Annotated in this window: 30 protein-coding genes; 11 read left to right on the top strand and 19 right to left on the bottom strand. The window is 63.2% G+C overall.

Annotation, left to right across the window (positions count from 1 at the left end; genetic code table 11):
* Positions 1–449, top strand: a 449-nt coding sequence (locus tag CZ674_RS13995; RefSeq protein ID WP_234988500.1) for a hypothetical protein, incomplete at its 5' end; no start/stop codon positions are given.
* Here the strand turns inward: CZ674_RS13995 and CZ674_RS07550 are convergent.
* The 18 genes from CZ674_RS07550 to CZ674_RS07635 form a co-directional block, all read right to left on the bottom strand.
* Positions 446–1,009, bottom strand: a complete 564-nt coding sequence (locus CZ674_RS07550; protein WP_086991922.1) for a recombinase family protein — start codon at positions 1,007–1,009, stop codon at positions 446–448. The two genes, CZ674_RS13995 and CZ674_RS07550, sit on opposite strands and share 4 nt — an antisense overlap.
* Before the next feature lie 132 nt (positions 1,010–1,141).
* Positions 1,142–1,534, bottom strand: a complete 393-nt coding sequence (locus tag CZ674_RS14610; protein ID WP_143244680.1) for a helix-turn-helix domain-containing protein — start codon at positions 1,532–1,534, stop codon at positions 1,142–1,144.
* Positions 1,535–1,623: 89 nt separating this feature from the next.
* Positions 1,624–2,163, bottom strand: coding sequence for a hypothetical protein (locus CZ674_RS07560; protein ID WP_086991923.1), 540 nt, complete (start codon positions 2,161–2,163; stop codon positions 1,624–1,626).
* A gap of 2 nt (positions 2,164–2,165) precedes the next feature.
* The gene (locus CZ674_RS07565; protein WP_086991924.1) at positions 2,166–2,660 is read right to left on the bottom strand and encodes a hypothetical protein; all 495 of its coding nucleotides are present in this window, start codon (positions 2,658–2,660) and stop codon (positions 2,166–2,168) included.
* Between the two features lie 29 nt (positions 2,661–2,689).
* Positions 2,690–3,070 carry a helix-turn-helix domain-containing protein gene (locus tag CZ674_RS07570; protein ID WP_086991925.1) on the bottom strand — a complete coding sequence of 127 codons (381 nt, stop codon included), beginning with the start codon at positions 3,068–3,070 and terminating at the stop codon, positions 2,690–2,692.
* A 13-nt stretch (positions 3,071–3,083) separates the two neighbouring features.
* Entirely contained in the window at positions 3,084–3,284 is a 201-nt protein-coding gene (locus tag CZ674_RS07575) for a type II toxin-antitoxin system HicA family toxin (protein ID WP_086991926.1), read from the bottom strand.
* A 73-nt stretch (positions 3,285–3,357) separates the two neighbouring features.
* The gene (locus CZ674_RS07580) at positions 3,358–3,879 is read right to left on the bottom strand and encodes a thermonuclease family protein (protein WP_086991927.1); all 522 of its coding nucleotides are present in this window, start codon (positions 3,877–3,879) and stop codon (positions 3,358–3,360) included.
* Between the two features lie 4 nt (positions 3,880–3,883).
* A complete protein-coding gene (locus tag CZ674_RS07585) occupies positions 3,884–4,243 on the bottom strand; it encodes a hypothetical protein (RefSeq protein ID WP_086991928.1) in 360 nt (119 codons plus the stop codon).
* A 58-nt stretch (positions 4,244–4,301) separates the two neighbouring features.
* Positions 4,302–4,694, bottom strand: coding sequence for a hypothetical protein (locus tag CZ674_RS07590; protein WP_086991929.1), 393 nt, complete (start codon positions 4,692–4,694; stop codon positions 4,302–4,304).
* The gene (locus tag CZ674_RS07595) at positions 4,691–4,921 is read right to left on the bottom strand and encodes a glutaredoxin family protein (RefSeq protein WP_086991930.1); all 231 of its coding nucleotides are present in this window, start codon (positions 4,919–4,921) and stop codon (positions 4,691–4,693) included. Before CZ674_RS07595 ends, CZ674_RS07590 begins: the two co-directional genes overlap by 4 nt.
* Positions 4,922–5,309: 388 nt before the next feature.
* Positions 5,310–6,203 carry an ArdC-like ssDNA-binding domain-containing protein gene (locus CZ674_RS07600; RefSeq protein ID WP_086991931.1) on the bottom strand — a complete coding sequence of 298 codons (894 nt, stop codon included), beginning with the start codon at positions 6,201–6,203 and terminating at the stop codon, positions 5,310–5,312.
* Positions 6,204–6,758: 555 nt separating this feature from the next.
* On the bottom strand, positions 6,759–7,070 hold the full coding sequence (locus CZ674_RS07605) for a hypothetical protein (protein WP_086991932.1): 312 nt from the start codon (positions 7,068–7,070) through the stop codon (positions 6,759–6,761).
* Positions 7,067–7,297 (bottom strand): glutaredoxin-like protein NrdH, encoded by a 231-nt coding sequence (gene nrdH / locus CZ674_RS07610; protein WP_086991933.1) that lies wholly within the window; start codon positions 7,295–7,297, stop codon positions 7,067–7,069. Before nrdH ends, CZ674_RS07605 begins: the two co-directional genes overlap by 4 nt.
* Positions 7,298–7,618: 321 nt before the next feature.
* Complete coding sequence (locus CZ674_RS07615) at positions 7,619–7,843, bottom strand: hypothetical protein (RefSeq protein ID WP_086991934.1); 225 nt, start codon at positions 7,841–7,843, stop codon at positions 7,619–7,621.
* A complete protein-coding gene (locus tag CZ674_RS07620) occupies positions 7,840–8,442 on the bottom strand; it encodes a ParA family protein (protein WP_086991935.1) in 603 nt (200 codons plus the stop codon). Before CZ674_RS07620 ends, CZ674_RS07615 begins: the two co-directional genes overlap by 4 nt.
* A gap of 131 nt (positions 8,443–8,573) precedes the next feature.
* Positions 8,574–9,758, bottom strand: a complete 1,185-nt coding sequence (locus CZ674_RS07625; RefSeq protein ID WP_086991936.1) for a helix-turn-helix domain-containing protein — start codon at positions 9,756–9,758, stop codon at positions 8,574–8,576.
* A gap of 212 nt (positions 9,759–9,970) precedes the next feature.
* Positions 9,971–10,210 (bottom strand): hypothetical protein, encoded by a 240-nt coding sequence (locus tag CZ674_RS07630; RefSeq protein WP_143244681.1) that lies wholly within the window; start codon positions 10,208–10,210, stop codon positions 9,971–9,973.
* A 91-nt stretch (positions 10,211–10,301) separates the two neighbouring features.
* Entirely contained in the window at positions 10,302–10,613 is a 312-nt protein-coding gene (locus tag CZ674_RS07635; RefSeq protein ID WP_159456929.1) for a MarR family transcriptional regulator, read from the bottom strand.
* Between the two features lie 365 nt (positions 10,614–10,978).
* On the opposite strand from CZ674_RS07635, the gene CZ674_RS07640 reads away from it, so the two are divergent.
* From CZ674_RS07640 to CZ674_RS07680, 9 genes are all read left to right on the top strand, one after another.
* On the top strand, positions 10,979–12,163 hold the full coding sequence (locus CZ674_RS07640; protein WP_143244682.1) for a MinD/ParA family ATP-binding protein: 1,185 nt from the start codon (positions 10,979–10,981) through the stop codon (positions 12,161–12,163).
* Positions 12,163–12,453 (top strand): hypothetical protein, encoded by a 291-nt coding sequence (locus tag CZ674_RS07645; protein ID WP_086991940.1) that lies wholly within the window; start codon positions 12,163–12,165, stop codon positions 12,451–12,453. Before CZ674_RS07640 ends, CZ674_RS07645 begins: the two co-directional genes overlap by 1 nt.
* Before the next feature lie 11 nt (positions 12,454–12,464).
* The gene (locus CZ674_RS14000) at positions 12,465–13,193 is read left to right on the top strand and encodes a hypothetical protein (RefSeq protein ID WP_143244683.1); all 729 of its coding nucleotides are present in this window, start codon (positions 12,465–12,467) and stop codon (positions 13,191–13,193) included.
* The gene (locus CZ674_RS07655; RefSeq protein ID WP_143244684.1) at positions 13,193–14,605 is read left to right on the top strand and encodes a type IV secretion system protein; all 1,413 of its coding nucleotides are present in this window, start codon (positions 13,193–13,195) and stop codon (positions 14,603–14,605) included. Before CZ674_RS14000 ends, CZ674_RS07655 begins: the two co-directional genes overlap by 1 nt.
* Entirely contained in the window at positions 14,602–16,212 is a 1,611-nt protein-coding gene (locus tag CZ674_RS07660; protein ID WP_086991943.1) for a hypothetical protein, read from the top strand. The genes CZ674_RS07655 and CZ674_RS07660 overlap by 4 nt, the downstream gene beginning before the upstream one ends.
* Complete coding sequence (locus tag CZ674_RS07665; RefSeq protein WP_143244685.1) at positions 16,212–17,738, top strand: ATP/GTP-binding protein; 1,527 nt, start codon at positions 16,212–16,214, stop codon at positions 17,736–17,738. Before CZ674_RS07660 ends, CZ674_RS07665 begins: the two co-directional genes overlap by 1 nt.
* Entirely contained in the window at positions 17,735–18,730 is a 996-nt protein-coding gene (locus tag CZ674_RS07670) for a M23 family metallopeptidase (RefSeq protein WP_086991945.1), read from the top strand. Before CZ674_RS07665 ends, CZ674_RS07670 begins: the two co-directional genes overlap by 4 nt.
* A gap of 69 nt (positions 18,731–18,799) precedes the next feature.
* Entirely contained in the window at positions 18,800–20,443 is a 1,644-nt protein-coding gene (locus tag CZ674_RS07675; protein WP_159456930.1) for a type IV secretory system conjugative DNA transfer family protein, read from the top strand.
* Positions 20,436–20,837 carry a DUF4913 domain-containing protein gene (locus CZ674_RS07680; protein WP_086991947.1) on the top strand — a complete coding sequence of 134 codons (402 nt, stop codon included), beginning with the start codon at positions 20,436–20,438 and terminating at the stop codon, positions 20,835–20,837. The genes CZ674_RS07675 and CZ674_RS07680 overlap by 8 nt, the downstream gene beginning before the upstream one ends.
* Before the next feature lie 66 nt (positions 20,838–20,903).
* Here the strand turns inward: CZ674_RS07680 and mobF are convergent, their stop codons facing one another.
* On the bottom strand, positions 20,904–24,236 hold the full coding sequence (gene mobF / locus CZ674_RS07685; RefSeq protein WP_159456931.1) for a MobF family relaxase: 3,333 nt from the start codon (positions 24,234–24,236) through the stop codon (positions 20,904–20,906).
* Positions 24,237–24,393: 157 nt separating this feature from the next.
* Between mobF and CZ674_RS14005 the strand changes: the two genes are divergently transcribed.
* Positions 24,394–24,663, top strand: a complete 270-nt coding sequence (locus tag CZ674_RS14005) for a hypothetical protein (protein ID WP_143244686.1) — start codon at positions 24,394–24,396, stop codon at positions 24,661–24,663.
* Positions 24,664–24,745 lie beyond the last annotated feature (82 nt).

Raw genomic sequence — 24,745 nt, forward strand, 5'->3', positions numbered from 1 at the left:
GCGCTCAGGACGGTTGCCCTATGGCACTATCGATCCCCGTCTGGCCAGACGGGGAAGGCATCGTAGACGCGCAGCAAACTGCACGCCTGCGGGGCTGGCTCATATTCGAGCGGCAACACAATGACCAAACTTCCACCGCCGCTGCCGAATGCCCCGAACACCGCCACTTAGAACCGTTCCCCCTCGTCCACGAAGTAGCTCGCGCACTCACCATCCCCAGCGCACAACAAGTAGTTGACGATACGAAGGCGCTGCTCGTAAGAACAACGAACATGAATGAACGAGCGGCACTTATCGAACAGGTCATGTACGCGATCTATGACGCTGTTGATGCACACCCGTTCCCGCACACGTCGTTCGATGAACGTGCATCGATCTATGAAATTCTGCGAGTGGCAATGCAGCACCACGTGGTGGCAGGAAAGGCTCACCGCAGCCGCGACTCCTAGCCGTCCCGCGCGCGCAGCATCCTGCGCACCGTTGCTTCTGACACGTTGAGCTGCGCTGCGATCCTACGAAACGACGCCCCTCCCCCGCGAAGCGCAGCGGCCGCCGCGATCATCTCCGGCGTCTGAACACTCGGGCGACCGCCGATACGGCCGTGCGAGCGTGCACGCGCCAGCCCGTCGCGCGTGTTCTGCCGGATCGTGTCTACACGCAACTGAACGAAGACAGCGACCATGCCAAACAGGGCTCGACCCATAGGCGACGTCGTATCAATCTCGGGTTCGGTCAGACTGCGAACGTGAATACCCGACTCCCCTAGCTCGTGTATTAGCTCGATCATCATGTCCGTGGAACCAGCCAGCCGGTCAAGCCGATAGACCAGCAGCACGTCACCGGCACGTAGATACTTGCGGCACTCGATCCACTCGGGGCGATCCCGCTTGCGGCTCGACTGCCCGGCATCTAAGAAGACGCGCTCAGCGCCAGCGGCGGTGAGCGCGTCGAGCTGCACTCCCGCGTCTTGCTCCGGCGTCGATGTGCGCCCGTATCCGATCAGTGCCATGTGGCAAGCGTGTCACAAACGGTGCGCAGCCCAGGACGCACACGCCAGGTTCTGACAGCGTTAAAGACGCCCTCCCCGGCGGCGTGTCGCCGCGCTCGGGAGGGCGTCTTGTTGGGGCGTCAGAATCGACCGTTATCGGCCACTATCCTGCTGCCCAAGAACTGCTACCCCTCGCCAGCGGGCGCGGATTGTCCGCTGGCCTCCCTCTTCGATCCACTCGTACGGCACGAAGTCGTCAGCCGCCTCGTGAGGATCATGTGCCCAGATAGCCGCGTGCGCCTCGCGCCAAGCTGTCTCTGAGCCCCACACGGGAACCGGCGCAGTGCAGCGATGTCCCTCGCGCCAATGACGGGAGACAGTCGACTTCGACACATCCAAGGCGGCGGCTGCTTCCCGCACCGACATGCCCGCCTCGCGCGCGTCATAGATGGCAGTGTGCAGCGTGCTCGCTTCCAACGCGGCCGCGACGCTCGCCCGTTCTCGCGCAACTCGGTGCGCTTCGGCCGTACTCTCGAATGTCGACATGACCCCTCCTCGTGTCCCACCGTGGGACACACCTACTGTCCCACGGTGGGACACGAGGTGTCAAGCCTCCACTACCGACCGTTAAAGATTCATCCGCGACTGTCGTTGCTCACCAGCCAACGATCAGTCGTAACGTCCCATTGCACCAGGCCCATTGGCAGAGTTCGCAGCACGCTCGTGGCGTCGAGGGAGCCTGCACCGTCGGCGTCGAGCGCTTGTTGCACTTCGTGTGTGTAGGAGGGGCCGTGGCTGATCAGGAAGGAGAGGACGAAGAAGCCTAGCGAGTCGTCGATGTAAGGCACATGCTCCCGGGCCTCGGCAGGCGCGGGATGCTGCCGTTCCGCGACCCATAGGTCGTACAGCTCAGCGTCTTCATCATCGTCGAATACGGTTGGGTGAACGCCAAGTGCGTAGTCGAGGAACTCCCGCGCGACCGGCACGCCGTGCTGTTCATCGGCCGCGAGCTGTGCCCGCAATCCCTTGTACCGCAACCGCTCCTGCTTGAGCGATTCCTGTTTGTAGCCTTCGTTCTCGTCAGGGAAGCTGCGTCGGCGCTGTGCAGTATCAAGTAACTCGAGGAGCACGTCTAGCGCCGCTGCCAGGTGATCGCGGTCGGTGTCAGCGTGCACGCCTACTCCTGTTCGTCGTCAACGACGATTATCTCGAACTGCGCAAGCGGCGGCAGCGAAGCGTCCCGTCGTTCGTGATATTCGCCGAAGGGGATGTTCTGGTGCTCTCCGTCGTGCTCGTGCGGCAAAACACAGAAGCCGTGGAACTCGCTGTAGCTGTCCGTGTCAGCCGGGTCACCGTAGCACTCCAGCAGCACAACGCCACACTCGCCCTCCTGCCGCAACGTATCCAACTTCGCGCAAACAATGGTGGTTGTATCCGTCGCTTCGTCCCTGAAGGTGCGCATCGACGATATGCGGCTGTTGTAGTCGTCGGGATCGGCGGCTTGATGCTCTCCGTCGTGCTCGTGCAGCAGAACGCATAGACTCTCTCCAAGCAAGTCATACTCGCTGGCTGCACCGTACATGCGCAGCGTCAACCCGCATTCTCCGGCACGCATCAGATTGTCCTGCTCATCCGAAACATGGGTGGTCACTGTGCGTTGCTTCTCATGCATTGTTCACTCCTTCGTGATCTACGTGATTCTTACTGGTTCGCTCCGGTGAGCTGTGAGATTCGGGAGCGGCTGACGCCGAGCACTGCGGCTGCGTCCTCGCCGCTGAGGCCGTGCGCTTTGAGCGTGCGCGCTACCTCGCGCCTGCGATTGGCGGCCGCGGTCATGCTCTTGCGTGCGTCGGCGTCGAGCTGTTCAGCTTGATGCCAGTCGTTCAGTGCAGCGTCCACGTCGCGGTTATGCACGGTGAGCGTGAAGCTGTCTTCGTCCACGTCGCGGAGGATCGCAACGAGGCTGCGGGCTGCTTCTTCGATCTCGCGGTACTTCTCTGCCTGGGTGTGGCGGTCGAGTTCTGGAACGTAGATGCTCCAGAACTGGCTGTCGTGTGTAGCTTCTGCGGTGTAGGTGTCCATGCGCCGCTCCCCCTTACTTCCAGCTGGCCGGTACGTGGCCAACGACCTTTTCAATATCTCGAAGCACACCAGGTGAGATCACCCGGTGCCGCGGCAGTGCGAGCACTCTCCCGTCCTCGTGGCGGAACTTCTCGTGCGGGCCACGGGTGCCCTTGCTGGCGAATCCCTCCTTGGTGAGGAACTGCTCTACCTCTTTGCGCTTCGTGTGCTTCATGAGTCTAGTTTAGCCCAGCCTAGATTGTCAAGTCAAGCCCAGCCTAAACTAGCTGGTTGAGTGGGTGGCAGTGTCAGTGCTGACAGCTCCCCCACATTCCCAGCTGGTCGGCTTGCGCGGCGTGCTCCGCGTCGCGGTGCTCGGCTTGCCCGATGTACGGGGCGTCAAAGGTGTACTCGTGTGCGGCTCCGGCTTCGAGCAGCACGACGGCGGCGCTTTGCCCGTCGATGTAGATATGGCGCAGCATTCGCCCGTAGCTGTCCACGTTGTCTTGGGTGGGATCGGCGCGCAGCTGAACGGTCTTCCCGTAGATGAGGTCGTTGAGCTGGTCGCGTGCTTCTTGGGCGTAGCAGTCATCTTGCCCGTCGTCGCGGTTGATTTCGGGCGTATCGAGGCCGATTAGGCGCACGCGCGCTTCTCCATCGGCCGTTTGCACGTCGATGGTGTCACCGTCGACCACGGCGATCACTTGTGCGCTTTCAGCGGGCAGCAGCTCGTCGTCGGCCGCGCTCGTTTCGGTGCAGCTGTGTAGGCCGGTGGCGCTGGCGATTGCGAGTACGCTCCCGACGATCGTATGCAGTCTGTGCGTTCTCATTTGTTCATCCTTGCGGGTCGGTGGGGGCTGTGCATTCCCCTGTCAGTCGGTACTCTGCGACGCGCTGACCGAACGGGAGTCCTGCCAGGCCGCCGGTGGTTTCGATGATGCCGCGATCTTCGAGCATCGCGGCGATGCCGCTGTTCTCTCCGTAGTCCTTGACGAAGAACGCTGCATCTTCGCTGCGCATCATGCCGTAGCCGCTGACGTTCACGGTGACGGTGGCGACTGGTGACCCGTCGACGGTTTCCAGAATGAGCGCGGGACTGCCGTCGACGGCGTATTCCTCGATGCTGAGTCGGCAATCTCCGTAGTCGTGGCCGCCATAGCTAGCACTGGGTACAAGGATCTGTGTTGCAGTCATGGGCTGTTCTCCATTCGTGGGGTGCGGTGCGGCCGCCTCGGGCGGCCGCACCGGCTGGTTAGTTGGGGCTGTTGTCCTGGTCGTACTTGCGGAACCAGATGTGGTGGTTGGAGCTGAGGCGGGCACCGAAGGTGCGGATGCCGTCTGCCAGGTCGATGCGCTCGCCGGTATCGGCTTGGGCGATCTCTTCAAGGGTGAGTTTCACGGTCGTGAGCTGGAACCCGTAGGCGAAATAGACTTCGATCTCGTCTGCCTCGTCTGCGATCTCTCCGACGCCTTCACCGTTGACAACGGCGGCTTCGCCACGGTTCACGGGAATGAGCATCTGCGGCTGGGGGCCGTGGCCCAGGTGGTCGATAGTGCCGCCGAACTTGGCGCGTGCAGCTGCAAGCAGCGTTTCGGGGTCGAGGACGACGGCGGAAGCGCCTCGGGGGCGCGTGTTGGTGTTCATGCTTTGGCTCCGATCTGGTCGAGTTTCGTGGGCTGGAATCCTGACCAGTGCTTGCCGTCTGCGACCACGACGGGTGCAGCGGCGTATCCCAGCTGTTGCACGGTTGCCAGCGCTGATGCGTCGGCAGTTACGTCGGCTGTTTCGTAGACCACTCCCCTGTCATCCAGGTATCGAGTAGTTGCGGTGCACTGAACGCAACCTGGCTTCGTGTAGATGGTTATTTGCATGTCTTCCTCCAGCTATTTTTTTGTCGTGGGCGACGGTTTATCCGTCGCTGACCGGCGTGACTGGAGGGCCGAACGGCTCCGAAAGACCGAGCACCGCGAGGCCCAGAGGGCGGCCGAAGGCCGTGTTTCGTGTGCGGGTGGCCCGCAAGGAATAGAGGTCTGTACAATCGCGCAGCGACCACCGACAAAAGCGCTTTAGCGCCATAAATGGGTGTCGGCTTTAGCCGGCTCCTGGCGCCGGCCTCCGTGCCGGCTGCGCTGGCGCGCTCGTGCGTGTCAGCGCCGGACGCACTGGTGCGGCCGGGAATGGCTTACATCGGCAGCGCGTGAGCGCTGCGCGGGCAGTGTGTGCCGGTGAGCTTGCAACCGTGCACACACTGCCGCTGGGTTATGCAGCTGCGAGGGCGGGCGCTTCCGTAGTGATCGCGTCAGCAATTTTGTGAGCTGCGCGCAGCACGTCCGTTGCGGTGCTGCGGATCGCGTCGGCGTCTCCCTCGATCCATCCGGCGACGTATCCGACGCTATAGGCGCTGGTGTCGAGTCCGAGGATTCCGGCGACGATGTAGGCCACGCTTTCGGCTTCGCACTCTTTCAGTCCGCGGTGTGCGACGTATTCGCCGTGCTCGTCGGCTTCGTGCAGCAGGGCGTGTGCGGCTTCGTGCAGCAGTGTTTTTGCGGCCTGGGCGTCGCTGAGCTGCGCATCTACGACGATTCGGCGGCTGCCGTCCATCATCGTGTAGCCGTTGGCCTCGCCGGGGATTGCTTCGCGCTCGACTGTCCACCCTTCCGCGGTGAGATAGTCGGCGGTTGCGGCATAAATGCCGCTTTCATCGGCTCCGGTGAGCCGGTGCGAGATCTCGGGCTCCTGCCACGCCTCTGTTGCGTCGGTCTGGCTAATGTCGAACACGCTCAGCATTGGGAAGTAGGGCACGACGTATTCACCCTTGGCGTTCTTCTTCATGCCGGTAGTGTCTTCACCCTCGCGCGCTTTGCGCTCGGCGTACCCGAAAATCTTTATCGAGCGCTCCCCCTTGCGCACCTGTCGCCCAAGCTCCTGCCACTTCCGAAACCCTGCAACCTGCGTTGCCTCGGGCATCTGTCCCTGAATCAGCATGAGGTTGCCGAAGCTGTAGCTGTGGAACGCCTGCGCAAACTCTAGGAACGCGTGCCATGCGTCCGTGTCGGTGAGCGCTTCCACCTGTTCGGTGATGCGCGTTTGCAGCTCGTCGGCTTCTGCTCGGCGCTGCTCGGCGGTCTTGGTGGTCTTGATCTTGCGTGCCATGTCTTTACCTCCGGTACTTGGCTTCAAACTCCCTCCACGTTTTTTTGCCGTGAAGGCACTCTGTGCCTTCCGAAGCGAAAGACGTAGCGGCAACCGCGTAGCGGGGCGACGCTCCGCGACATGTCGCGTGTGCGGCGAAGCCCTTGTGGCTTGCGCGAAGGATGTAGCGCCCGAGAATGCCGAAGGCTTCACGGCAAAAATGATTACGGCCGGCCTTGGCCGGCTCCTGTCGCCGGCCTCCGTGCCGGCTGCGCTTGCTCGACGCTTCGAGCGAGCGCCGGACGCATGCTGCGGCCGAGCATTCGAGATGCCGACAGCGCGGCTGCGCTGTCCCGACTGGTGTTCACGCGTGAACTTGTCAACAAGTCAGCATGTGAACATAGTGCGATCAGTTGGGAGTAGTGCTCCGCATCAGTCGCCTGCGCTGCATGGCTTCTGCCTCGCATGTGGCGCAGATTCCGTGCTCAGCGACGGTGCCACAATCACATGTAGGGGCGTCAAGCTCGGGAAAGTCCATGAGGGCAGAGTACGCCACTGCTCGTGGCCTGCGAGGGGCTAGGCGCAGTGCTTGCAGCTGCATTCATCGTGGGCGTTCAGCCACACACGATCCAGGACATGCTGCACCATCGGATGCGGGAAGTGCGCGCCGTATTGGGGTGTCACCTCGGCCCGAATCTCTTGATCTTTGGCGGCGACGGTGTCGAGTGCTCGCCGTACGATCTCGGCAAGCTCGGGGCTGTTCAAGAAGGCTGCTTCGGTGTCGAACTGCTGCGCCAGCTGCACGGCGTCGGGATCGGTGAGCACGGTATGGGATACGAGCGTGCGCAGCTGCGCCTCTGCCCGTACGCTGCGCTCGGCCGCGCTCATGCGGCACCTGCGATCTCGTCCAGCTTCTCGGGCCGGAACCCTGACCAGTGGTTGCCGTCTGCGACGACCACGGGGGCGGCAGCGTATCCCAGCTGCTGCACGGCTTCCAGGGCTGCGGCGTCGGCGGTCACGTCTGCTGCGACGTACTGCACTCCCCTGTCGTCCAGGTATCGCGTTGTTGCGCTGCATTGAACGCAACCGGGCTTCGTGTAGATGATTACCTGCATGTCTTCCTCCAGCTAATTTCTTTTGCCGTTGGCGGCGAATCTTTCGCCGCGTGAGCAGCTGGAGTGGAGAACCGAACGTGCCGACAGAATCCGCTTGCGGGTTGTGTCGTTGCACGGGCGGTGCGCAGCGACTGTGCGAACTACCATCGCCCCGCGACAACGGCAAAGGCGCTTAGCGCCGGTAACGCTGAGGCGCGAGTGTGCTCGTGCCGTCCCGGCCGGTGGCCGGGCCCTCCCATGTGCAGCCGCATTGATTCGGCTGCACATGGCTTAGAGATTGTGAGCTAGTCAGAATGTTAACAAGGCAGCAAGATAGCAAGTTTACTTGTGCTCTGCGATCCAGTCTTGCAGCAGTTCGGTGACGACTGCCTGCACGGTCGTGTCCTGTTCTAGTGCCAGCCGTTTCAGGTCGCGCTTGACCTGTTCGGGCACGCGCGTGCCGAACGGCACAAGTGGCACGTCTGCGCCTGCGGTTTCGCCGGGCTTGGCTCGGCGCGCGAGGGAGCTTCCGACGACAGCAAAGTTGCGGGGGTTCTTAGTGCTCATGCTGCGGCTACTTCCTTCAGCTCTTCGAGGACGGTTGCGTAGTGGCCGAGGTCGTTGACCGGCTGGCCGTAGACCATTCCGACAGCCTGTGCCTGCGGCACTTCTGCGGTGAGGATCGGCAGGCCGAACGGCTCCAAGGTTTCGCGGATCGTGCGAGCTGCCACGGTGCCCTTCACCATGCGGGTGAGCAGCACAACGGCCGGTGCGCCGGTTTCGCGGCGCACCGCGTCTACGAAATCGGCTGTTTCGGCCATCTGTGCCACGTCTGCGCCTGTGGGCTGCAAAGGAATGACAATCAGATCAGCGGCCAGCAGTGCGCCCTTGGTGATCGACAGATCACCTGGCGGGGTATCGATGATCGCGTGCACGGCACCGGCAGTGCGCATGTAGCGCCCGATCCGTCGATCCAGCGATTTGATTGCCAAGCTGATGGTTTCCCAAGGGGTATCTGCGTTCTCAGCCCAAGTCAGTGCTGACGCTTGCGGGTCAGCATCGATTAGGACAACGGGGGAGTCGGGCGAGTGGAGCCCGGCTGCAAGATGCACGGCGGTGGTCGTCTTGCCAACGCCACCTTTCAGGTTTACGACTGCAATAATCATGTTAACAATCTAGCACGTTAACTTGCGAGCATGCAAGCAAGTTAACAACGTGGCGTGTGCGGCACTCGATCCAGCTGGGCGCGGGGCTACAGCTCAATGGCAAAGAGGCGGCTTGCGCTGCGCGGCAGTCGTTACAGCACACGTGCTGTGCGGTTCCGTGCCCGGTCGAGTTCTGCCATGACTTCGGCGCGTTTGGCTTCACTGAGGCGGGCTCGGGCGGCCTGTTGCAGCTCGTGCAGCCGGTCGTCGGCGGCGAACTGTGCTCGGAATGCAGCTCGGGCTTCGTGCAGCTCGGCGGCTGTCTCGCGTGGGAGAGCGGGCCGGGGCTCGGCCGCGGCCAGGGCACGTGTCTGCGCGGCCTGAGTCTTGGCGCGGGCGCTGGGTCGTTCCCAGCCCGTCATGCGTGCGTGTGTCATAGCGGTGCGGATTCGGTGGATGAAGAATCCGGCAGGGTTGCTGAGTTTTGGGGGCAGGGCGAAGCGGCGGCCTTCGTCGGCGCTGAGCTTGTCCATGCAGCTCACGAGATCGCCTGCCGTCCAGGCAGCGGCGTCGATGCCAGCATTCGAGATCGCGCGGCACAGCACGCCTCGGCTCAATCCAGCAAGCCAGGGGAGCGCGTCAGTGAGTCGGTCTGCCAGGTGCACGGCCTCGGCTGACCATCGGTGCCGATGCTGGCGCTGTGGCCTCTTCGTCGTCTTTGCTTTTCCGGCGGCGGAGCCGCTTGGAACCATCTTTGTAGGTGAAGCAGCGAGCGGGTAAGAACCCCTACGGGGTAGGTGGTCAGCAGCTTCTTCTGTGATCGGTTGCGAGAGCGTCACTGTGGCGGCGCAGCGCAGCTGGCGGCCGCCGTGTTGCGCGCGTGCTTCGGCGCGCTCCATGCCTGTGAGGTAGCCACCTGGTGCTGTCTCGACCTGGAGGCCGAGAGTGCGCAGCACACGGCGTGCGCGGCGCACTGTGGAGCTGCTGAGGCCGAGGGATCGGGCGATAGTGGCGTGGGCGAGCGTGACCCCTGAACCGTCACCAGAAGCGTGTTCAGCCATGAACAGGCCAACAGCTTGCACAGCGGCGACGCTCACGAGCGCCTGGCGGCCGCGAGCCCCATTAGAGCCCTCTCGTGCCTTGTCCCCGTCCTCTGATGCCATAGCGGCCTGCACAGCGGCCTTCCAGTCATCGCGGTTCGTCCATGATCGAGCCAGCTTCTTGGCAGCGTTGCTGGGGGAGCGGTGCCACGATCCACCCTTGCGCGTGGGCGCGGCCGCGCGTTCTGCAAGCGCGTATGCGCGCGCAGCGCGCTGGCGAGCTGTCAGCGGCCGCAAATCGGCCGGCTGTTCTAGCGACGCGGGCAAATGGATATGAATATCCGAAGGTTTGGTGCTAATGTTGGGCACACAGAGACCTTTCTTTGTACGCCAAAGGGAGGGACTTCACTCGGTCGGAGTGGAAAACACTTGGTTTGAAAAGCGCCAACTTCTCAAACCACGAGACTTTTGAATATCTAGGAACCCGCCTTATGGCGGGTTCCTCTCGTTTACACGGTGTCTATAGGCAGCTCCCCGTCAGCAGGTTCGGGCTGAGGCAACCAGTTCGGTACGCCTCGATCCGTCAGCTCGTCTTCAAGGTGATCGATGACGAGTTCGAGAAACAGACTCGACGTGTATCCCGACTTCCGCGCAATCTGATCGAAGCGTTGCTTGCGATGGGTCTCGATAGACCAAGCCGCACGTATGGGGGCGACGCGGGTTCCTCTGGGTGCTCGTTTCACGTCCATGTCCCCATCATAGGGGAAGAGGTAGAAACAGGACTCGCACATTGCGCGGCGTGTCGAGGATCGTTCGTCGCGGAAATCGCGCGCGGGGTGTCTAGGGCAGCAGTTCGAGGAACAGGTGCGCAAAGTCGGTACCTAGCTTCGAGCGGTTCACAAAGAGGTGACTAACCCTGCCGTCCTCAGTGGATTTCTGGCTCTGGATGTAGCCGAGTTCTCGAAGGTGTTTAAGGCTGAGGGAGATTGCAGGTTGTGACAATTCCAGCGCTTCGTTGAGCTGGTTCACCGTGATGCCTGGGTGCTTGGCGATTGTCTTGATGACGATGAGCCTGGCACGCGAGGTAACCGCATCATGGAAGCGCAGTGCGGGTTCGGAGAACTCCGACTCAGCAGAAACACGCTCAGGCATCTTTCCATTGTCCCGTATGCCTTGTAGCCCCGGACGGCCCCTATTGCGTAGACTCATAAAGGGAACTATACCGAGGATGCGGCACGTGTAAACAAGATGGTGCGTGACCGAGTAATGCCAATAAGGAAATATGCGCGGTCTGCACTGGTGATTTGTCACCGTGCGCGATAGAGTAGGGCTATGGGAACTATAGCTAACACAACTTTAGGCATCGGTGATTCCCCAGTGGATGCAGCTAGCTACACCACCGGGCCGATTTTGTACTCAGAGTTTGTGTCAGCTGACTGCCTTACATTTAGATTCGCACCAGCAAAGAGGCTTGCTCTGCGCAATGTGTGGACAGAAACGAACGAAGGTGAGTAGCCGTGGTTTTTGAAGGAGCACGCCGAGCAGGCGATTACGAAGAGTCGGCGGAAGGTGAGCCGATCACACGCAAGGAGCTGCGGCAGCAGCCTGGTGACTTCACCCCTCCGCCTGCCGCGTATACGCCGGGCATGGTCGCGGGAGCACCTGTTGAGAATCCAATTGGAGTTCAGCAGCAGCCGATGCAGCAGCCGCCAGCTGCGCCGCGGTTGGACATCGAAGCGCTGAGCATGGACTTGTCGGGTTCCTGGTTGCATGGCGAGAGACAGCAGCAGCAGGCCGTCGACGGCAAGGCCACGCAAGGCCTCCGTGGGGCACTCGCGCGGCTCGGCCTCCCTGTTGGGCCTGGGGCGGGGGAGCGGGCCGCACGGGAGCGCACAGCGGCTCTCGCGGCTGCGGAAGCTCGGGTGCGTCAGGCGACATTCACGCGCAGCCAGACAGTTCTGATCGCGCAGCCAAAGGGCGGCATTGGCAAGACCAGCTTGTCGATTGCCCTGGGCGGCACGTTCGCCTCAGTGCGCGGTGGCCAGACGGTGATCGCTGAGGTCTCAGACGATCCCGGCACGCTGGCATTGCGCAGCGAAGGCACGCCACGGCGCGGCCTTGGCGAGCTGGTGCGTGATGTTTCCACGATCAGCTCGGCCGGTGAGCTGGGCGGCTACACCGCGCCTCAGACCTCACACGCGGCGGTGATCGGGTCACCGAACCCAAGAACTTTGCTCACGGGTGAGCACGTCGCCGCTGTGCACGAGCTGCTGAGTGCGTACTACTCGCTGCAAGTATTCGACTCGGGCAACGTCTATACATCGGGCGCGTTCGTGTCCGCGGTCGCGGCCGCTGACGCTCTAGTAATCCCGGTGACAGACGCCGCGGACTCATTGCAGCACGTCCTCGCTCTCATTCGAGACTTGCGCCAGACCGAGCACGGGGCGCGCCTCGTGAGCGGAGCAACGATTGTTCGTCTGCGCTACGTCGACGCGGAGCCGTCGACCGTGCAGCGCGTTGACGATGTTCTGGCGCAGCTCAACGTGCGCAACATCCTCGATGTGCCCTCAGACCCCCATCTCGGGGAACGTTCCGAGGTCACACTTTCGAAGCTTCAACCGGCCACAACCGAAGCGTTGCTGCACGTTGCAGCAGCGGTCATAACCACGCTGCAAGAGCAGCGGGAAACGGAGAAGAACTGATGAACCCCTTTGACGGAATCGGCCCCGATCTCACGGTATTCGGCCCACTGTTCGATGCCCTGTGGAAGCAGGTACTCGCTGCGGTTTGGGGCATCGTCCTGATCGTGTCGGGCATCTTTCTGGTGCTGTCGTTCGGTAAGTCGTCTGCGGCAACGGCCTCACGGAACCCGGAGCGGCTTTCAGAGGCGCGCGGTCAGATGATCTGGTCAGGCATCATCTTCACGCTGTGCTTGCTCATAGCGGTCATTGTCGGTGCCCTGGTGGCCTTTGCCAACCAGGCTGGCGCGTAAGGGGCAGGGCAATGAGTCAGCTTCCGTACAATCCGCAACCGCGGTCGCGGCTGCCCTGGGTAATCGCGGGCGTCGCCCTCGTTATCGCCTTGGTGGTCGCGGCTGCCTGGTGGGGGAGTGCCAACGCTGGAACTGACGACACGGCGCCGCCGGAGACTACCTCTCCTGTGGCGCCGTCGCCGTCAGCGACGCCGACAGAAACGACGGTCGATGGTGAGTACCACGTGCTCGATCCACAACCGACCGGCTGCATTGCAGGCAACATACCGGATGCAGACATGCTGCTAGAAGCGCGCGAGCGAGCACCACACACCGCATACGGTGCCGTCGAAGTCGCGGCAGCAACTATTAAGTTCCTCCAGCGATACCCCTATGCAACGAAGATTGAACTGGCAGCGGTAGAGGACCTAATCGATGTTGGCGACGAGGAAATCGAGACCGCGTTCGACAGCCAGCCGACGATTGCGCCGGACGTGGCACCACCGGGTATGCCGGTGCAAGCAACGATGGTTGGTGGTGCCTGGTATCTCAATTCATTCGGCGAAGAGCAAGGGCGCGCAGAAGTCACCATCGCTTACTTCTGGGAAATCGATGGTGAGCGGGACGGAAGCATCGCCAGGGCGACGAAGCTCGTTCTCGTCTGGGAAGACGAAGGCTGGAAGGTCACGAACGAAGCTGGTCGGCCGATGCCGCCACAAGAAGTGCTCGACAAGGGCGTGAGCTTTACGGGGGCGTGCTGATGGATGCCGACGACTGCGGGCTGTTTGCCTTTCTCTGCGACGACTTCGAGACTCCGATAAACAACTTCAACACTGCGTTGAATTGGGCGACCGACCCAATGGGGTCGTTGTTCCGTGCCATGCAGGAGGGTGCGGCAGGGATCAGCGGTGAGCTGTTCCCGATCATGTTGCAGCTCACGAGCCCTGATCTCACGGCTGACTGGTGGCTCATGTCATATGCGATCAGTTTTGGTGCAGCGGTGCTGGTTATGGCAGTGCTGATCTTGAAGCAGATTGCGCAGGCTGCGCAGGCGAAAGACACGGCGGTTGCTGGCAGCGAAGTGTTCCAAACGCTGTTTGTGTACACGCCGGTGTTCTTGCTGTGCGCGATGTTCGGCCCTGTGGCTGGGTTGCTCGTGAATCAACTGGTGAATCTGGCGACAGAGGGGTTGGCGTCCTGGGCGATGGGCGGTTCGTACGATTCGTTCTCGGCGACGATCACGAACCAAGTTGGAGGCTTGGACACCGAGGTACTTACCGGTGGCGTCTTCATGGGAATTATTCTCATGCTGGGCTACTGGGCCTCGTTCCTGATGCTGTTTTTCGTGCTGCTGGTGCAGCTCGTGTCGCTGTATCTGCTCGGCGTGATTGTGCCGCTGGGGCTGGTAATGATGCTGAACCCGCGCAATCGTGCCGCGGGCGGCAAGCTCGCTATGGCCTGGTTGATGCTGATGCTCGTTCGGCCGTTGGTCGTGTTCTTGCTGGGCGTGACATTCCACGCCGTTGCCGCTTTCGGCGGGGACTCGATAGACGCGTTCACTGGAGCGGGTGACCCGTCGACGGGGTTTGCATCGCTGATCTCGGCCGCGGTGTCCATCATCATGATGCTCATTGTCTGCTTCTCGCCGTTCCTGCTGATGCGTTACGCGCCAGTGCTGGGGCAGGCTGCTTCTGCTCCATCGTCGGGCGGATCGTCCGGGTCGATCGGTGCGCGGTCGCTGCATGATGTATCGAGTGCTCGCAGCGCAAGCCAGCGAGCACAGGCCAAGAGCGGGGGAGGCGGCGGCCGTAGCGCCCCGGCATCGTCCGGTGGCGGAGCGTCGCAAGGCGCAGCGGCACAGGGCGGCCAGACTGTGGCCCCCCGCGTGGCGTCGGGTGCAAGCGCTGGGGCAGGCAAGGCGGCCGCCGCTAGCGGCGGGAAAGCCGCGGGTGCCGCGGCGGCAGGTGGTAAGGCTGCGGCCGGAGCAAAGGTTGCGGGCACGGCAGCCGCTGGAGCTGGAGCAACAGCGGCAACGGGCGGTGCCGCCGCTGGTGTGGCAGCGGTCGCAATAGGTGCCGAGGTCGTGAAGGCCGGAACGCGCCGCGCTCGACGTGAGGCGCAGCAGGCGGCGGAGCTGGATACGCGAGTCATTGGTGAGGAGAAGCAATCATGACGATGACCTCTGAGCGCATCTTGGGCGGGGAGGCTGGCGACCGAACCATATTCGGGCAGCAGTCTCGACCTCGCTTGATCGGCCTGGGAGTCGTGGCAGCTGGGGCAATCGTTCTGGCGGCCGTGACGCAGTCGTTTTGGCCGTTCCTCTTGGCGTTGATCGGCATGCCAGTGGTGGTCGGTATGACACAGAAGACACACCGCGGCACTGCGCTGGGCCGGTGGACGGCGCGCCGCCGTTGGAAGGCCCGTGTGAAAGCAGGGCACGACCGATTCGTGCCCTGGAGCGAAGACGCGTGGGAAGCGGCCCGCGCAGCGGAGGCTTCCTCGCCGCGGCGTGAGCGAAGGGCTGCGGCGCGTGAGCTCGCGGGTATGCGAGTGATGCCAGACGGTGCCGCCGGGCTCGGCTGGCTGCGCTCGTCGCACCGTGAGCCGGGCATTGCGTGGCAGTCATGGGACGGTGCCGAAACCACCCTGACCGTGACGTTTGAAGTCGGTGGCCAGCTGCGCGGCTTGCAGTCGGCCGAAGCTGTGGATCGCGGAGCGGAGGCGTTCGGGTTGTTCCTGGCGAACTATGGCGCGTCTGGCAAGCTGCTGCGGCGCGTGCAGACCATCACTCGGGTGATGCCTGCCGATACAGCGGAGCACGAAGCGTGGGTTGTTGCCAATCTCGCTTCTGATGCTTCGACGGCATTGCAGCAGTCCTATAGCGAGGTCGTGCAGAGCACGAGCGCTGGGTCTATGACGCAGCGGCATTTCATCGTGTGCAGCTGGCCGATCTCGGCCGGGTTCTTGGACGTGGCCGCGTCGCGCGGTGAAGGCCGCGAAGGCTGGCGGGAGCTGATGGATGAAGAGATCGCCTCGGTGGAGGCGCAGTTGCACGAGGCGCACTATACGTTCGTGCGCCCGCTGTCGGCTCGCCGGACGGCAGCGCTGATGCGGCATATGCAAGACCCTGATATGCCCTTGGACAGCGTGGCTGATGTAGAACCGGATCGGTTCGGCGTCCCGTCGGCCGACACGTTCTCGGCCTATGTGACACAGCCCAACGAGGGCAGCCAGTGGTGGCACCGCACAGCGCGCCTCAGCGGCGAAGCGTTTGCCGCGGTGCCGCGGCGGCCGCTGTGGCACCTACAGCTGTTGTCATTGGGCCTGGATTGCGTGCGCACGATCTCCTTTCATCATGTGCTGATCCCCGCGGCCGAATCTCGGGCGCGGGCCGAGCGTGACCTCACCAGCGACATGGCTGAGCAGTATGCACGGGCACGAAAGGGGCAGGTCGGTGACACCGGCCTCGATGTGACTGCCTCGGCGGCAATTCGGCGCAGCCATGACATTGCCCCCGGTAGCTCGCATCATGGCGACGCCTGGGTGGGGTACGTGACGATCTCGGGACGTTCGAAAGCAGAACTCCAGCGGGCCACACGGCAGCTGGAAGACACCTGCATCAGCATCGGCATCGAAGCCGTTGAGTGGATGGATTCATACCAAGCAGCAGCAGCGGGCACAACATGGCCACTGGGGCGCGGAGCGCGTGGCCCTCGGCGCAATGTCGGCGCGCGCGTGCTCGACGCAATGGCAGGCAAGAAGCAGCAGGGGGAACTGTGATGCGAAGCAAACAGCGTGCAGCTGCGGTGCAATCGGCACCGGCACCGGCAGAAGAAACCGCGCAGCCAGTCTCGGCCGAGACTGGCAAGCAACAGCGCCGAAACCGGCGCATCGAGCGCGCAGCGCGCCGTCTGGGCCTGGATAAGGGGCCAACGGCAGAAGAACTTGCAGCTGGCGAGCAAGCACCAGACAGCTACCCTGGGGCGCGGCTTATTGCCGACTACCGCAAGGCACGCCGCGGTTGGTACGGGCCGATTGCCAACGGTGCACCGTCGACCACCAGGCAGGCGGAAGTGCTGAACACCGGCATTGTCGCGGCCTCAACGGGTGCCGAGGGCATCGTGAATGGCCGCGACATGCTGAGTGAGCGCCTAGTCGCGCACGATGGTGTCACGGGCTACCGTGCGACACCACGCCTCGTGACCAGCACCAACGTGGTTCGCATGGGCGATGTGGGGATGGGGAAATCCTCGGCATCGAAGACCATCGACGGGCTGCGCCCGCTAATCCTCGACGGTCGACGCGTGGTGGTGCTGGACAAGAAACAGCAAGGCGAGCAGGGCGAATACGCTCGGCTGTGCCGGGCCTTTGGCACAGAGCCCATCACGTTCACCAACGACCTGGGCGGCACACGCATCAACTTGCTCGATCCATCGTTTGCGGGCATGCAAATGGACGCGCCCAGCGATGCTGCGCGGCCGCGAGCTAGCGCGCATTTCGCGTTGTTGAGTAACGCGCTGCGGTTGCAGCTCGGCCGCGACTTGTCGGCGTTCGATGAAGAGTCGCTGCGCTCGGCGCTGCGACGCGCGTCGGCGGCCGAACGCGGCCGCGCACTCGTCGTCGCTGACGTACTGCCCGAACTTGGCAACGTCGCTGACTACGCGAAGAACCTGGAACCGGCCGGACGCGACGCGCTGCACTTGGCGGGTATCGAACTGCGGTTTGCGCTGACAACACTGTTGGACTCCTACTATGGTCTGCTCGATGGAGAAACGAGCAAGAACGTTGAGCTGGCGGGTCGCCTGACAAGCTGGGACATTTCGCAGCTGCCTGACGACGGCCCCGCGATCCCGGTGGTGTCGTCTATGGCGTACATGTGGCTTCTGGGGCGGCTGCGGCGGGAACGTGGCTGGCAGACAACGCTGATCTGGGAAGAAGGCTGGCACGCTGTGGGCGGGCCTACGGCCTCGATCATTCGGTCGTCAACGAAGCTGTCTCGTGCCTTGGGCCTGTCGAACGTCATGAACATTCACAAGGGCACCGACATACCTTCGGATTCACCCGGCTACGCCCTCGTGCAGGAGGCACAGACGGTCTACATTCACGGGTTGCAGGAGTCGGCGGCGATCAACTGGACGGTCAATACGTTCAATCTCCAGCCGGGCACGGCAGACACGATCCGGCGGTTGAAGCCTGGCGAGTTTGTCTTGAAGGTTGCCGGGCAGCCGGAGATCCACGTCAAGCACGAACGGTCAGAGCTGGAGATGCAGCTGACGGACACTGACGAAGGATTCCAGCCGCTATGAAGAAGCGCCACGCACTCGTAGGTGTTGCTGTTGCAGGAGCACTGTTTCTGCCGGTGACCGTTGCGGCCGCGGCCCCTGCCGTGTTCGGTGGGGGCGGCGGCGGCAATGTGTGTGTGGCCGACGTGGAAGACCTCGGCACCGTCGCCGGATACAGCGGTGAGCAGCTGGAGCACGCCGCGACGATCATTACCGTCTCGAACGAATTTGAGCTGGGCCTGCGGGGTGCGCAGATCGGTGTCATGACAGCGATGGAAGAATCCACGCTGCAAAACCTCGATTACGGCGACGAAGCCGTAAACCCTGATGGGTCGATTGCCGACAGCCTGGGCCTGTTCCAGCAGCAGGGCTTCAAGGGCACGCTGGCGCAGCGGATGAACCCAACCGAAGCGTCGCGAATCTTCTACACCGACTTGTCGAACCTGGGCGGCTGGGAAACGATGGAGCCGCACATCGCAGCGCACGAAGTGCAGGTGAACGCTGACGCGAACCTGTACGCCGCGCATTGGGAAGAAGCCGTAGAAGTCGTGGCCGAGATCACCGGCGGCGACGACTGCGGTAGCTCTGGCACGCTGACCGCTGACGGATGGAGCCAGCCAACCGCGGGCGATCCCATCACATCCCCGTATGGGTGGCGCACAGACCCCATCTCTGGCGTATCGGTGTTTCACAACGGCACCGACTTTTCCGGTGGTGCTGGAGCCCCCATCTACTCGGTGGCCTCGGGCACCGTCGCTGACGTGTTCCAAGACAGCTACGGCGCGTGGATTATCGAGATCGATCATGGCAGCGGCTACATCACGTGGTACGTGCACATGGAAACAGAGGGCGTCTTGGTCGAGAAGGGCGCGCCCGTTGAGGGCGGACAACTGATCGGCGCGCAAGGCAGCTCGGGCTATTCCACTGGCCCGCACCTGCATTTCGAAGTGAAACACAACGGCGAAAACATCGACCCCGTGGCCTGGCTTCGCCAGCACGGCGTAGAGCTTGCCTGAGCGAGAGGACACAGACCCATGTCAGCAATAACTCGACGCCCAAGCCCCGGCTACGGCGGGCAAGTAGCCGTGCTGCTGCTCGTACTCAGCGGGGCGGGGGCACTGGCGCTCCCATCACTTGCAGCCCGCCTGGCAGGCGAACGGGAGTTTGTGAACCCGGTGCTGTGGGTGCTTGAAGGAGCACCGTGGAGCGGGCACCACACGGCCGCGCTGCTGCTGCTGCTCACACCGCTGCTGCTCCTATTGGGCGGCTACGTCGCGGCCCGCATTGTGCTGGGCCGTCGACGCCGACCGATCGATACTGCCGCGTCGCTCATGGCGCACGGCCGCGGCCTAGAGCGACTACGGCCGTCGGAAGTTCGGAAAACAAACAAGGGGAAATTGGGGCTCAACCCGGCCACGTATCCCGGCGTGCAGCTGGGCTACACCGTGGCAGGGAACACTCCACTGCGGGCCACCTATGAGGACACGTTGGTGATGATCGCTGGCCCGCGGCGCGGCAAGACACGCACCGTCGTGGTGCCCAATGTGTTGCTGTCCCCTGGGGCGTGCGTGTCCACGTCCGTGAAGCCGGACGTGCTGGAAGCCACGGTGGCCGAACGCGCAGCGCTCGGCCGCGTGTGGGTGTTTGACCCGCAAGGACTGGCGGAGGCACACCAGAAGCACCGCGCCTGGTGGAACCCACTGACACAAATTCGCACGCTGGAGGATGCCGACCGACTGGCGAAAGTGTTTAGTGTCGCCACGTTCGGGGAGAACGACGGCAAAGATCAGTTCTTCCCCACTGAGGGGCGCGCACTCTTGGGCGGGTGCATTTTTGCAGCCGCGGTCAGTGGCAAGACCCTGCCCGATGTTGCGCAGTGGCTGCGCGACGACGAAGACGATACGCCCGTGCAGGTTCTGAAAGAAGACCACCCCGCGGTCGCGGCGGAGATCGCAGCGAAAATGCAGATGGTTCGGGAGACTCGCTCGGGCGTCTACGCGCACGCTCGTGGCTCTGTCGGCTTTCTCGCCTCGTCCGAAATGCGCTCGTGGGTAACCCCGCGAGCTGGCCAGCCCGCATTCGACCCAGAAGTGTTCGCAGCTGCACCGTCAGATACCGCGTATCTGATCAGTGAAGAGTCCGGCGGGGCAGGGCCGCTCATTGCCGCGCTGACAGAGGCAATCACGCAAGCAGCCGAACGGGCAGCTGCGAAGACCGCGACCGGCCGCCGGGAAACGCCGATGCTCGTTCTACTCGATGAAGCGGCGAACATCTGCCGTCTGCCTGATCTGCCGTCGAAATACTCGACCTGGGGCAGCCGCGGCATCATCCCGTTGACGATCCTGCAAAGCGAAGAACAGGGCGAAAAAGTGTGGGGTCGTGACGGATTCGCTGCGCTGTGGAACGCAGCCACAGTGCAGGTGTTCGCGGGCGGCAACGCCTCGGACAAGTTTCTAAGCAACCTGTCAAAGCGGATCGGTGACTACGAGTACACCGAGACTTCATCGGGCTATCAGCAAGGACAACGAACCAGCAGCAGCAGCAGCCGACGCGAACCCATCTTGGACGTGGCCGATCTGGCAGCGCTCGATCTTGACCGCATGATCGTGCTTCCGTCGAGTATGCGGCCGGTGCTCACACGCATGATGCCAGCGAGCAAGGATCGACGGTTGAAGAAGTACCTGCGCCGCCGCGCAGCGCAACAGAAGAAGGTGAGTACGAATGTCTGAGCTCGAACACGACCACTACGACGGAGAAGAATTCGCAGACGATCCCAGCGAGGCACTACAGCTTCCGCTGACGGCCGATACGCCGTTGCCGGATGCGTTCGTACTGTTTGTGGAATCGACGCTGCTGGGGAGCCTCACAGGCGCAAGGCAGAGCAAAACGGTCTGGTGCGTTCAGTGGCGCGACCACCCCGACGCGCTGCATCGGCTGGTCGCGATGTGGCTGCAATGGCAAGAGGTCGAGCAATCGCCCGCCATGCTGCACGACTTCCTGCGCAACGTCGTGGACTATCACCTGCCCTACCTCGTTGGTGAAGACCAGGGCGTGCTGCGCGCCTGCGGCAACGGGCACCGTGTGCACGTGCGCCTCGATGAAGCGGGAATCAAGAACCAGTAGCGATCTCCGCCACGTTGTAGAAACCCCTGCCGCCGGCCACCAGGCCGTTGCAGGGGTTTCTACAATTCATCGGTTGAGCGTTGGGCCGCCGCGGCGCTGCTTCACCGTGTGCTGCTCGGCCGCGGGCTGTGCAGCCTGCTGCTCCTGGCGGCGCTGCACGCGCTGCTTGTGCGCGGCATCCTTGGCTGCTTCTTGCACAGCCGTGCCCGCTGTCGGCCGCGGAGGCTTCGGGCCAAACGACGGCTTGGAGTTCTGCAAGTGCCGCTCGCGCACCTTGGCCTCGTCGCGGTCGTGCCGTGCCTGATCCAGCAACGGTGATGCGCCGGTCACCGTGGCGTCAGCACGCCACTTGTCCACGGTCGCCGTCGACGGCCGCGGCGCTGGCTCTGCCTGGTGTCGCTTCCGGAACCGTTCGGCGGCCGCGGCCGCCTCCTGATCTGCTTTACGACGGGTAAGGAGGCTCGCGCGCTCCTTCGCTGCGCGGGTCTGCTCGACCTGCTGCCAGTCGGCTTCCCACGCCTGCCCGTGCTCGTGCTCGGCCGTCTGCTCGACCTCGCGCCGAACGTCACGCACGCGCTGTTCCGCTCCATGAGTACGCTGCTGCGCTTCCTCAAACCGCTCGTGCCATGTCTCGGGCTCGCCGCCGGGGTTCTTTCGTTCCCATTCCTTGCGGGCAACATCCCACGCGCGCAGCTGCGCCTGGTAACGGCGCTGTTCGAACGCTTCTCGTTCAGCGCGTAGCGCCGGGTCGCTCTGAGCTGCGGCAGTGAGGTCAAGCCCGGCAACGTCACGGCTGGCGGCCGCCGTTGCTACTGCTGTGCCACGATCTCCACCTTCTCGGGCAAGCGCAGCGCTGAACATCTCCACAGGGGCCATGTTGTCACCGTCCACGATGTGCAGCACATTGTTTTCCCGGCCTCGGGTCGCAGCCACGTACAGCGATTGCGCCGTGGTGGACTCGTCCACCACGCCATGCGCGAAATCAACCGTTGCGCCCTGCACGCCGTACACGGTCGAGGCGTACGCCAGGTGCGTGTGCTCCTGCACGTATCCCTTCGGCAAGCGCACCGTTGCGCCCTTCTCGCGGACAGTCACGGAGCCGTCGCGGTGCACGCGGCGCACTGTCCACACATCACGGTTAGCGACGCCCAGCTGCTTGTCATTGCTGCGCGTCATGAGCCGGTCACCAATGCGCAACGTGAGCCCGTCCCTGCCTTCGACAGCGACACCGGCCGTGCGGGTGTTCCCAGCACGCTCATGCGCGCGCTGCACCTGCGCGTTGAGTTCGTCGGCCTGCTCATTCGAGGTCACCGCCACCGCGACGCTGGCACCTGTCGTTGCCTTGGCAACGGTGTCAGCCACCAAGTGCGCGTGCGCAGCTTCCAAACTGCTGTGCACCATGATGTTGCCGCCGTCCTGCATCTTCATGAACAGGTACGCTGCGCCCGCGTCGTCACCCGGCGCTGCTTGGCGCAGCTTCCGTGTGAGGTCGGCGTAACCCTCCTGCCGGAATCGGTGTACCTCCGACATGTCTATCGGCTGCGGCGACGCAGCCACCGCCATATCGAGCACGCCTCCGCGGCCGACAGCGGGCAACTGTTGGCGATCTCCGATCAGCGCCAGGCCCGCGCCCGTCTCGTCTGTGATCGTCGTGAGCGCGTGCGCCAGCTCTTGATCGATCATGCCGCCCTCGTCTATGACAAGACGGCTATTGCGGTCGAGCTGGAACGCTTCGCTCGGCCCAGCGTAGATGCCGCCGTGCACCTCAGAGCCCCCCACTGCAAGCCGCTGCCAGCGGCCACCATCCCAGCGAAAACCGTACTCGTGCGCGAGCTTGTGCGCGCTGGATGCACGAGCGCCGGTTGCCTCGGCTGCTTCCTTCGCTGCACGCAGCGTGGGAGCCACCACAACGAGCTTGCGGCCGTCCTTCGATGCCATGTCACGGGCGACGCCCAACATGGTCGTCTTGCCGCTGCCTGCCGCACCCTCGACAACAACGAGGGGCGCAGCTGATGCCAGCGCACGCGCTGCCTGCGCCTGCTGCGCATTAAGTCCTTCGGTCGGTTCATCGGACACGGTGAGCCCGGACGCCAGCCCGCGCTCTTGGAGGCGTTCGCGCACGTCACGTTCCACGCGCAGCACGTGGTCACTGGTGTACTGCCTCACCCATTCGGGCACGGCCCCGTTGGCGTCTACGTCAAGGGTTGGCAACGTGCCCGCGATCTCTTCGGCAACGTCGCGCACATAGGTGCGTACCTCAGCCGGTGTTGCCTGCACATTCTCTTTCGCAACAGCCACACCTACGAAGCCTTCAAGGTCAGCGACCGACCATGCCGAGCCGCGAACCTCAGCGGCCCTCACCGCATCCTCGGCTAGCTGCTCGCGGTCGATCTCGAACAGCGACGCAAGCGGCTGCGCCTGCACGCGCTCGAACCCCTCGACCTGGAGGCCCGCCGCTTGCAGCTCGTCGCGCCACTTCTGTTCTGGGTGCTCCTGAATGCGGCGCTTCTGGGGGCGATCCTTCGCCCACGCTTCCCACTCCCAGCGGCGTCGCAACTCCTTGTCCGGCTCCTGCTCGGGGTGCAGCTCTCGCCAGTCGCGTTCGAGCTGCACCAGGTTACGTTCGATCTGTACAGACCGTTTCGACAACAGCCGCGCGTGACTGGTCAGTTCATCAACCTCACCCTTAGCTGCATTGAACGTGAACCCAGCGCCAGCCAATGCTGCGCGCAGCCCAGCGTGGTTGTTGATTGCAGCCTCACCGACACCACGCAGCGCGGCCTGCTGCTTGATCGTTGCAGCCGTGTGCATACCGCGCCACTTGCCAGCGGCAAATACGCGCGTACTCCACTGCACATGCACGTGGCGGTGCGGGTCGCCAGCTCGCGACGAGCGGTGCACAACCGCCACCGATTCCAGCCGCTCAACCGGCACCAACCGCTGCGCCCCCAACGGGCCCACGCGAGTCACTGAGTGCTCAGCCATATACGCCTGCATGGCCTCGACCGCAGCCGCCTGCGCTTCATCGAACGCAGCGGATACCTCGGGCGACAGGGCGGCCGCAACCGACAACGTTTTGTCGGCGTTCACCGTCATCTCAACAAACCGCGGCGACGCCGCAGCAGTCTTCATGCTGCCGTCCTTGGCGATCCGCGAAGCCATGCGAGGACTCCCCCGCTTCTCACCCGTGAGCGGGTCTACCCAATCAACCCATGACTGGTACTGCTCACCCTCCAGCTGTGCAGCGGCCGTCACCGCACCGGAGGCGTCACGGGCGCTCCAGGCTGCCACTGCCGCGCCGTGCTCCAAGTAATACTCGTCAGCGTGGCTGTGATCAGATTCGAGGTAGGCGCGCGCAGCGTTCCCATCACCTCGGAAGAACACAAGACCGCCTCGCATGGTGACCATGCTACTACCGGCAAGCGCCGGTAGCATACGTGCATCCAAAAATATGAGTTTCACAGAACCTCTCTACAAGGTGAGATTCACAATGAAACGATGAAACACTCAGCACCGTCTCTAGTTCAGAAACGTCACTGCATGTAGATTGCTAATCATGAGTGAAGCAATCCGCGAAGCAGCCCATGCAGAAGTTGAGAACAAGATCCAAGCTGGCATCCGGCTAGAAGAAGCCGCCCACCAGCATGCGGCCGCCATACAGGCCGAAAGCGAAGCCGAAAAGCATGCCAACCAAGCGCGCCGCGAAGCCCTCGCCGCTGGGTGGACGGAATCGCAACTAAAGAAGCTTGGGCTGGCACCCAACAGGAAGGTCACTCGCCGCCACAGCGACGGCCGTCGCTCCAGTCGAGTGATTACAGAACAGTGAGCACGTCCGTTGCATTGCAGCTGCAATGCGCTCAGGACGGTTGCCCTATGGCACTATCGATCCCCGTCTGGCCAGACGGGGA

Origin of the sequence: Agrococcus casei LMG 22410, assembly GCF_900163565.1 — a bacterium.
GTDB classification, from domain to species: Bacteria; Actinomycetota; Actinomycetes; order Actinomycetales; family Microbacteriaceae; genus Agrococcus; species Agrococcus casei.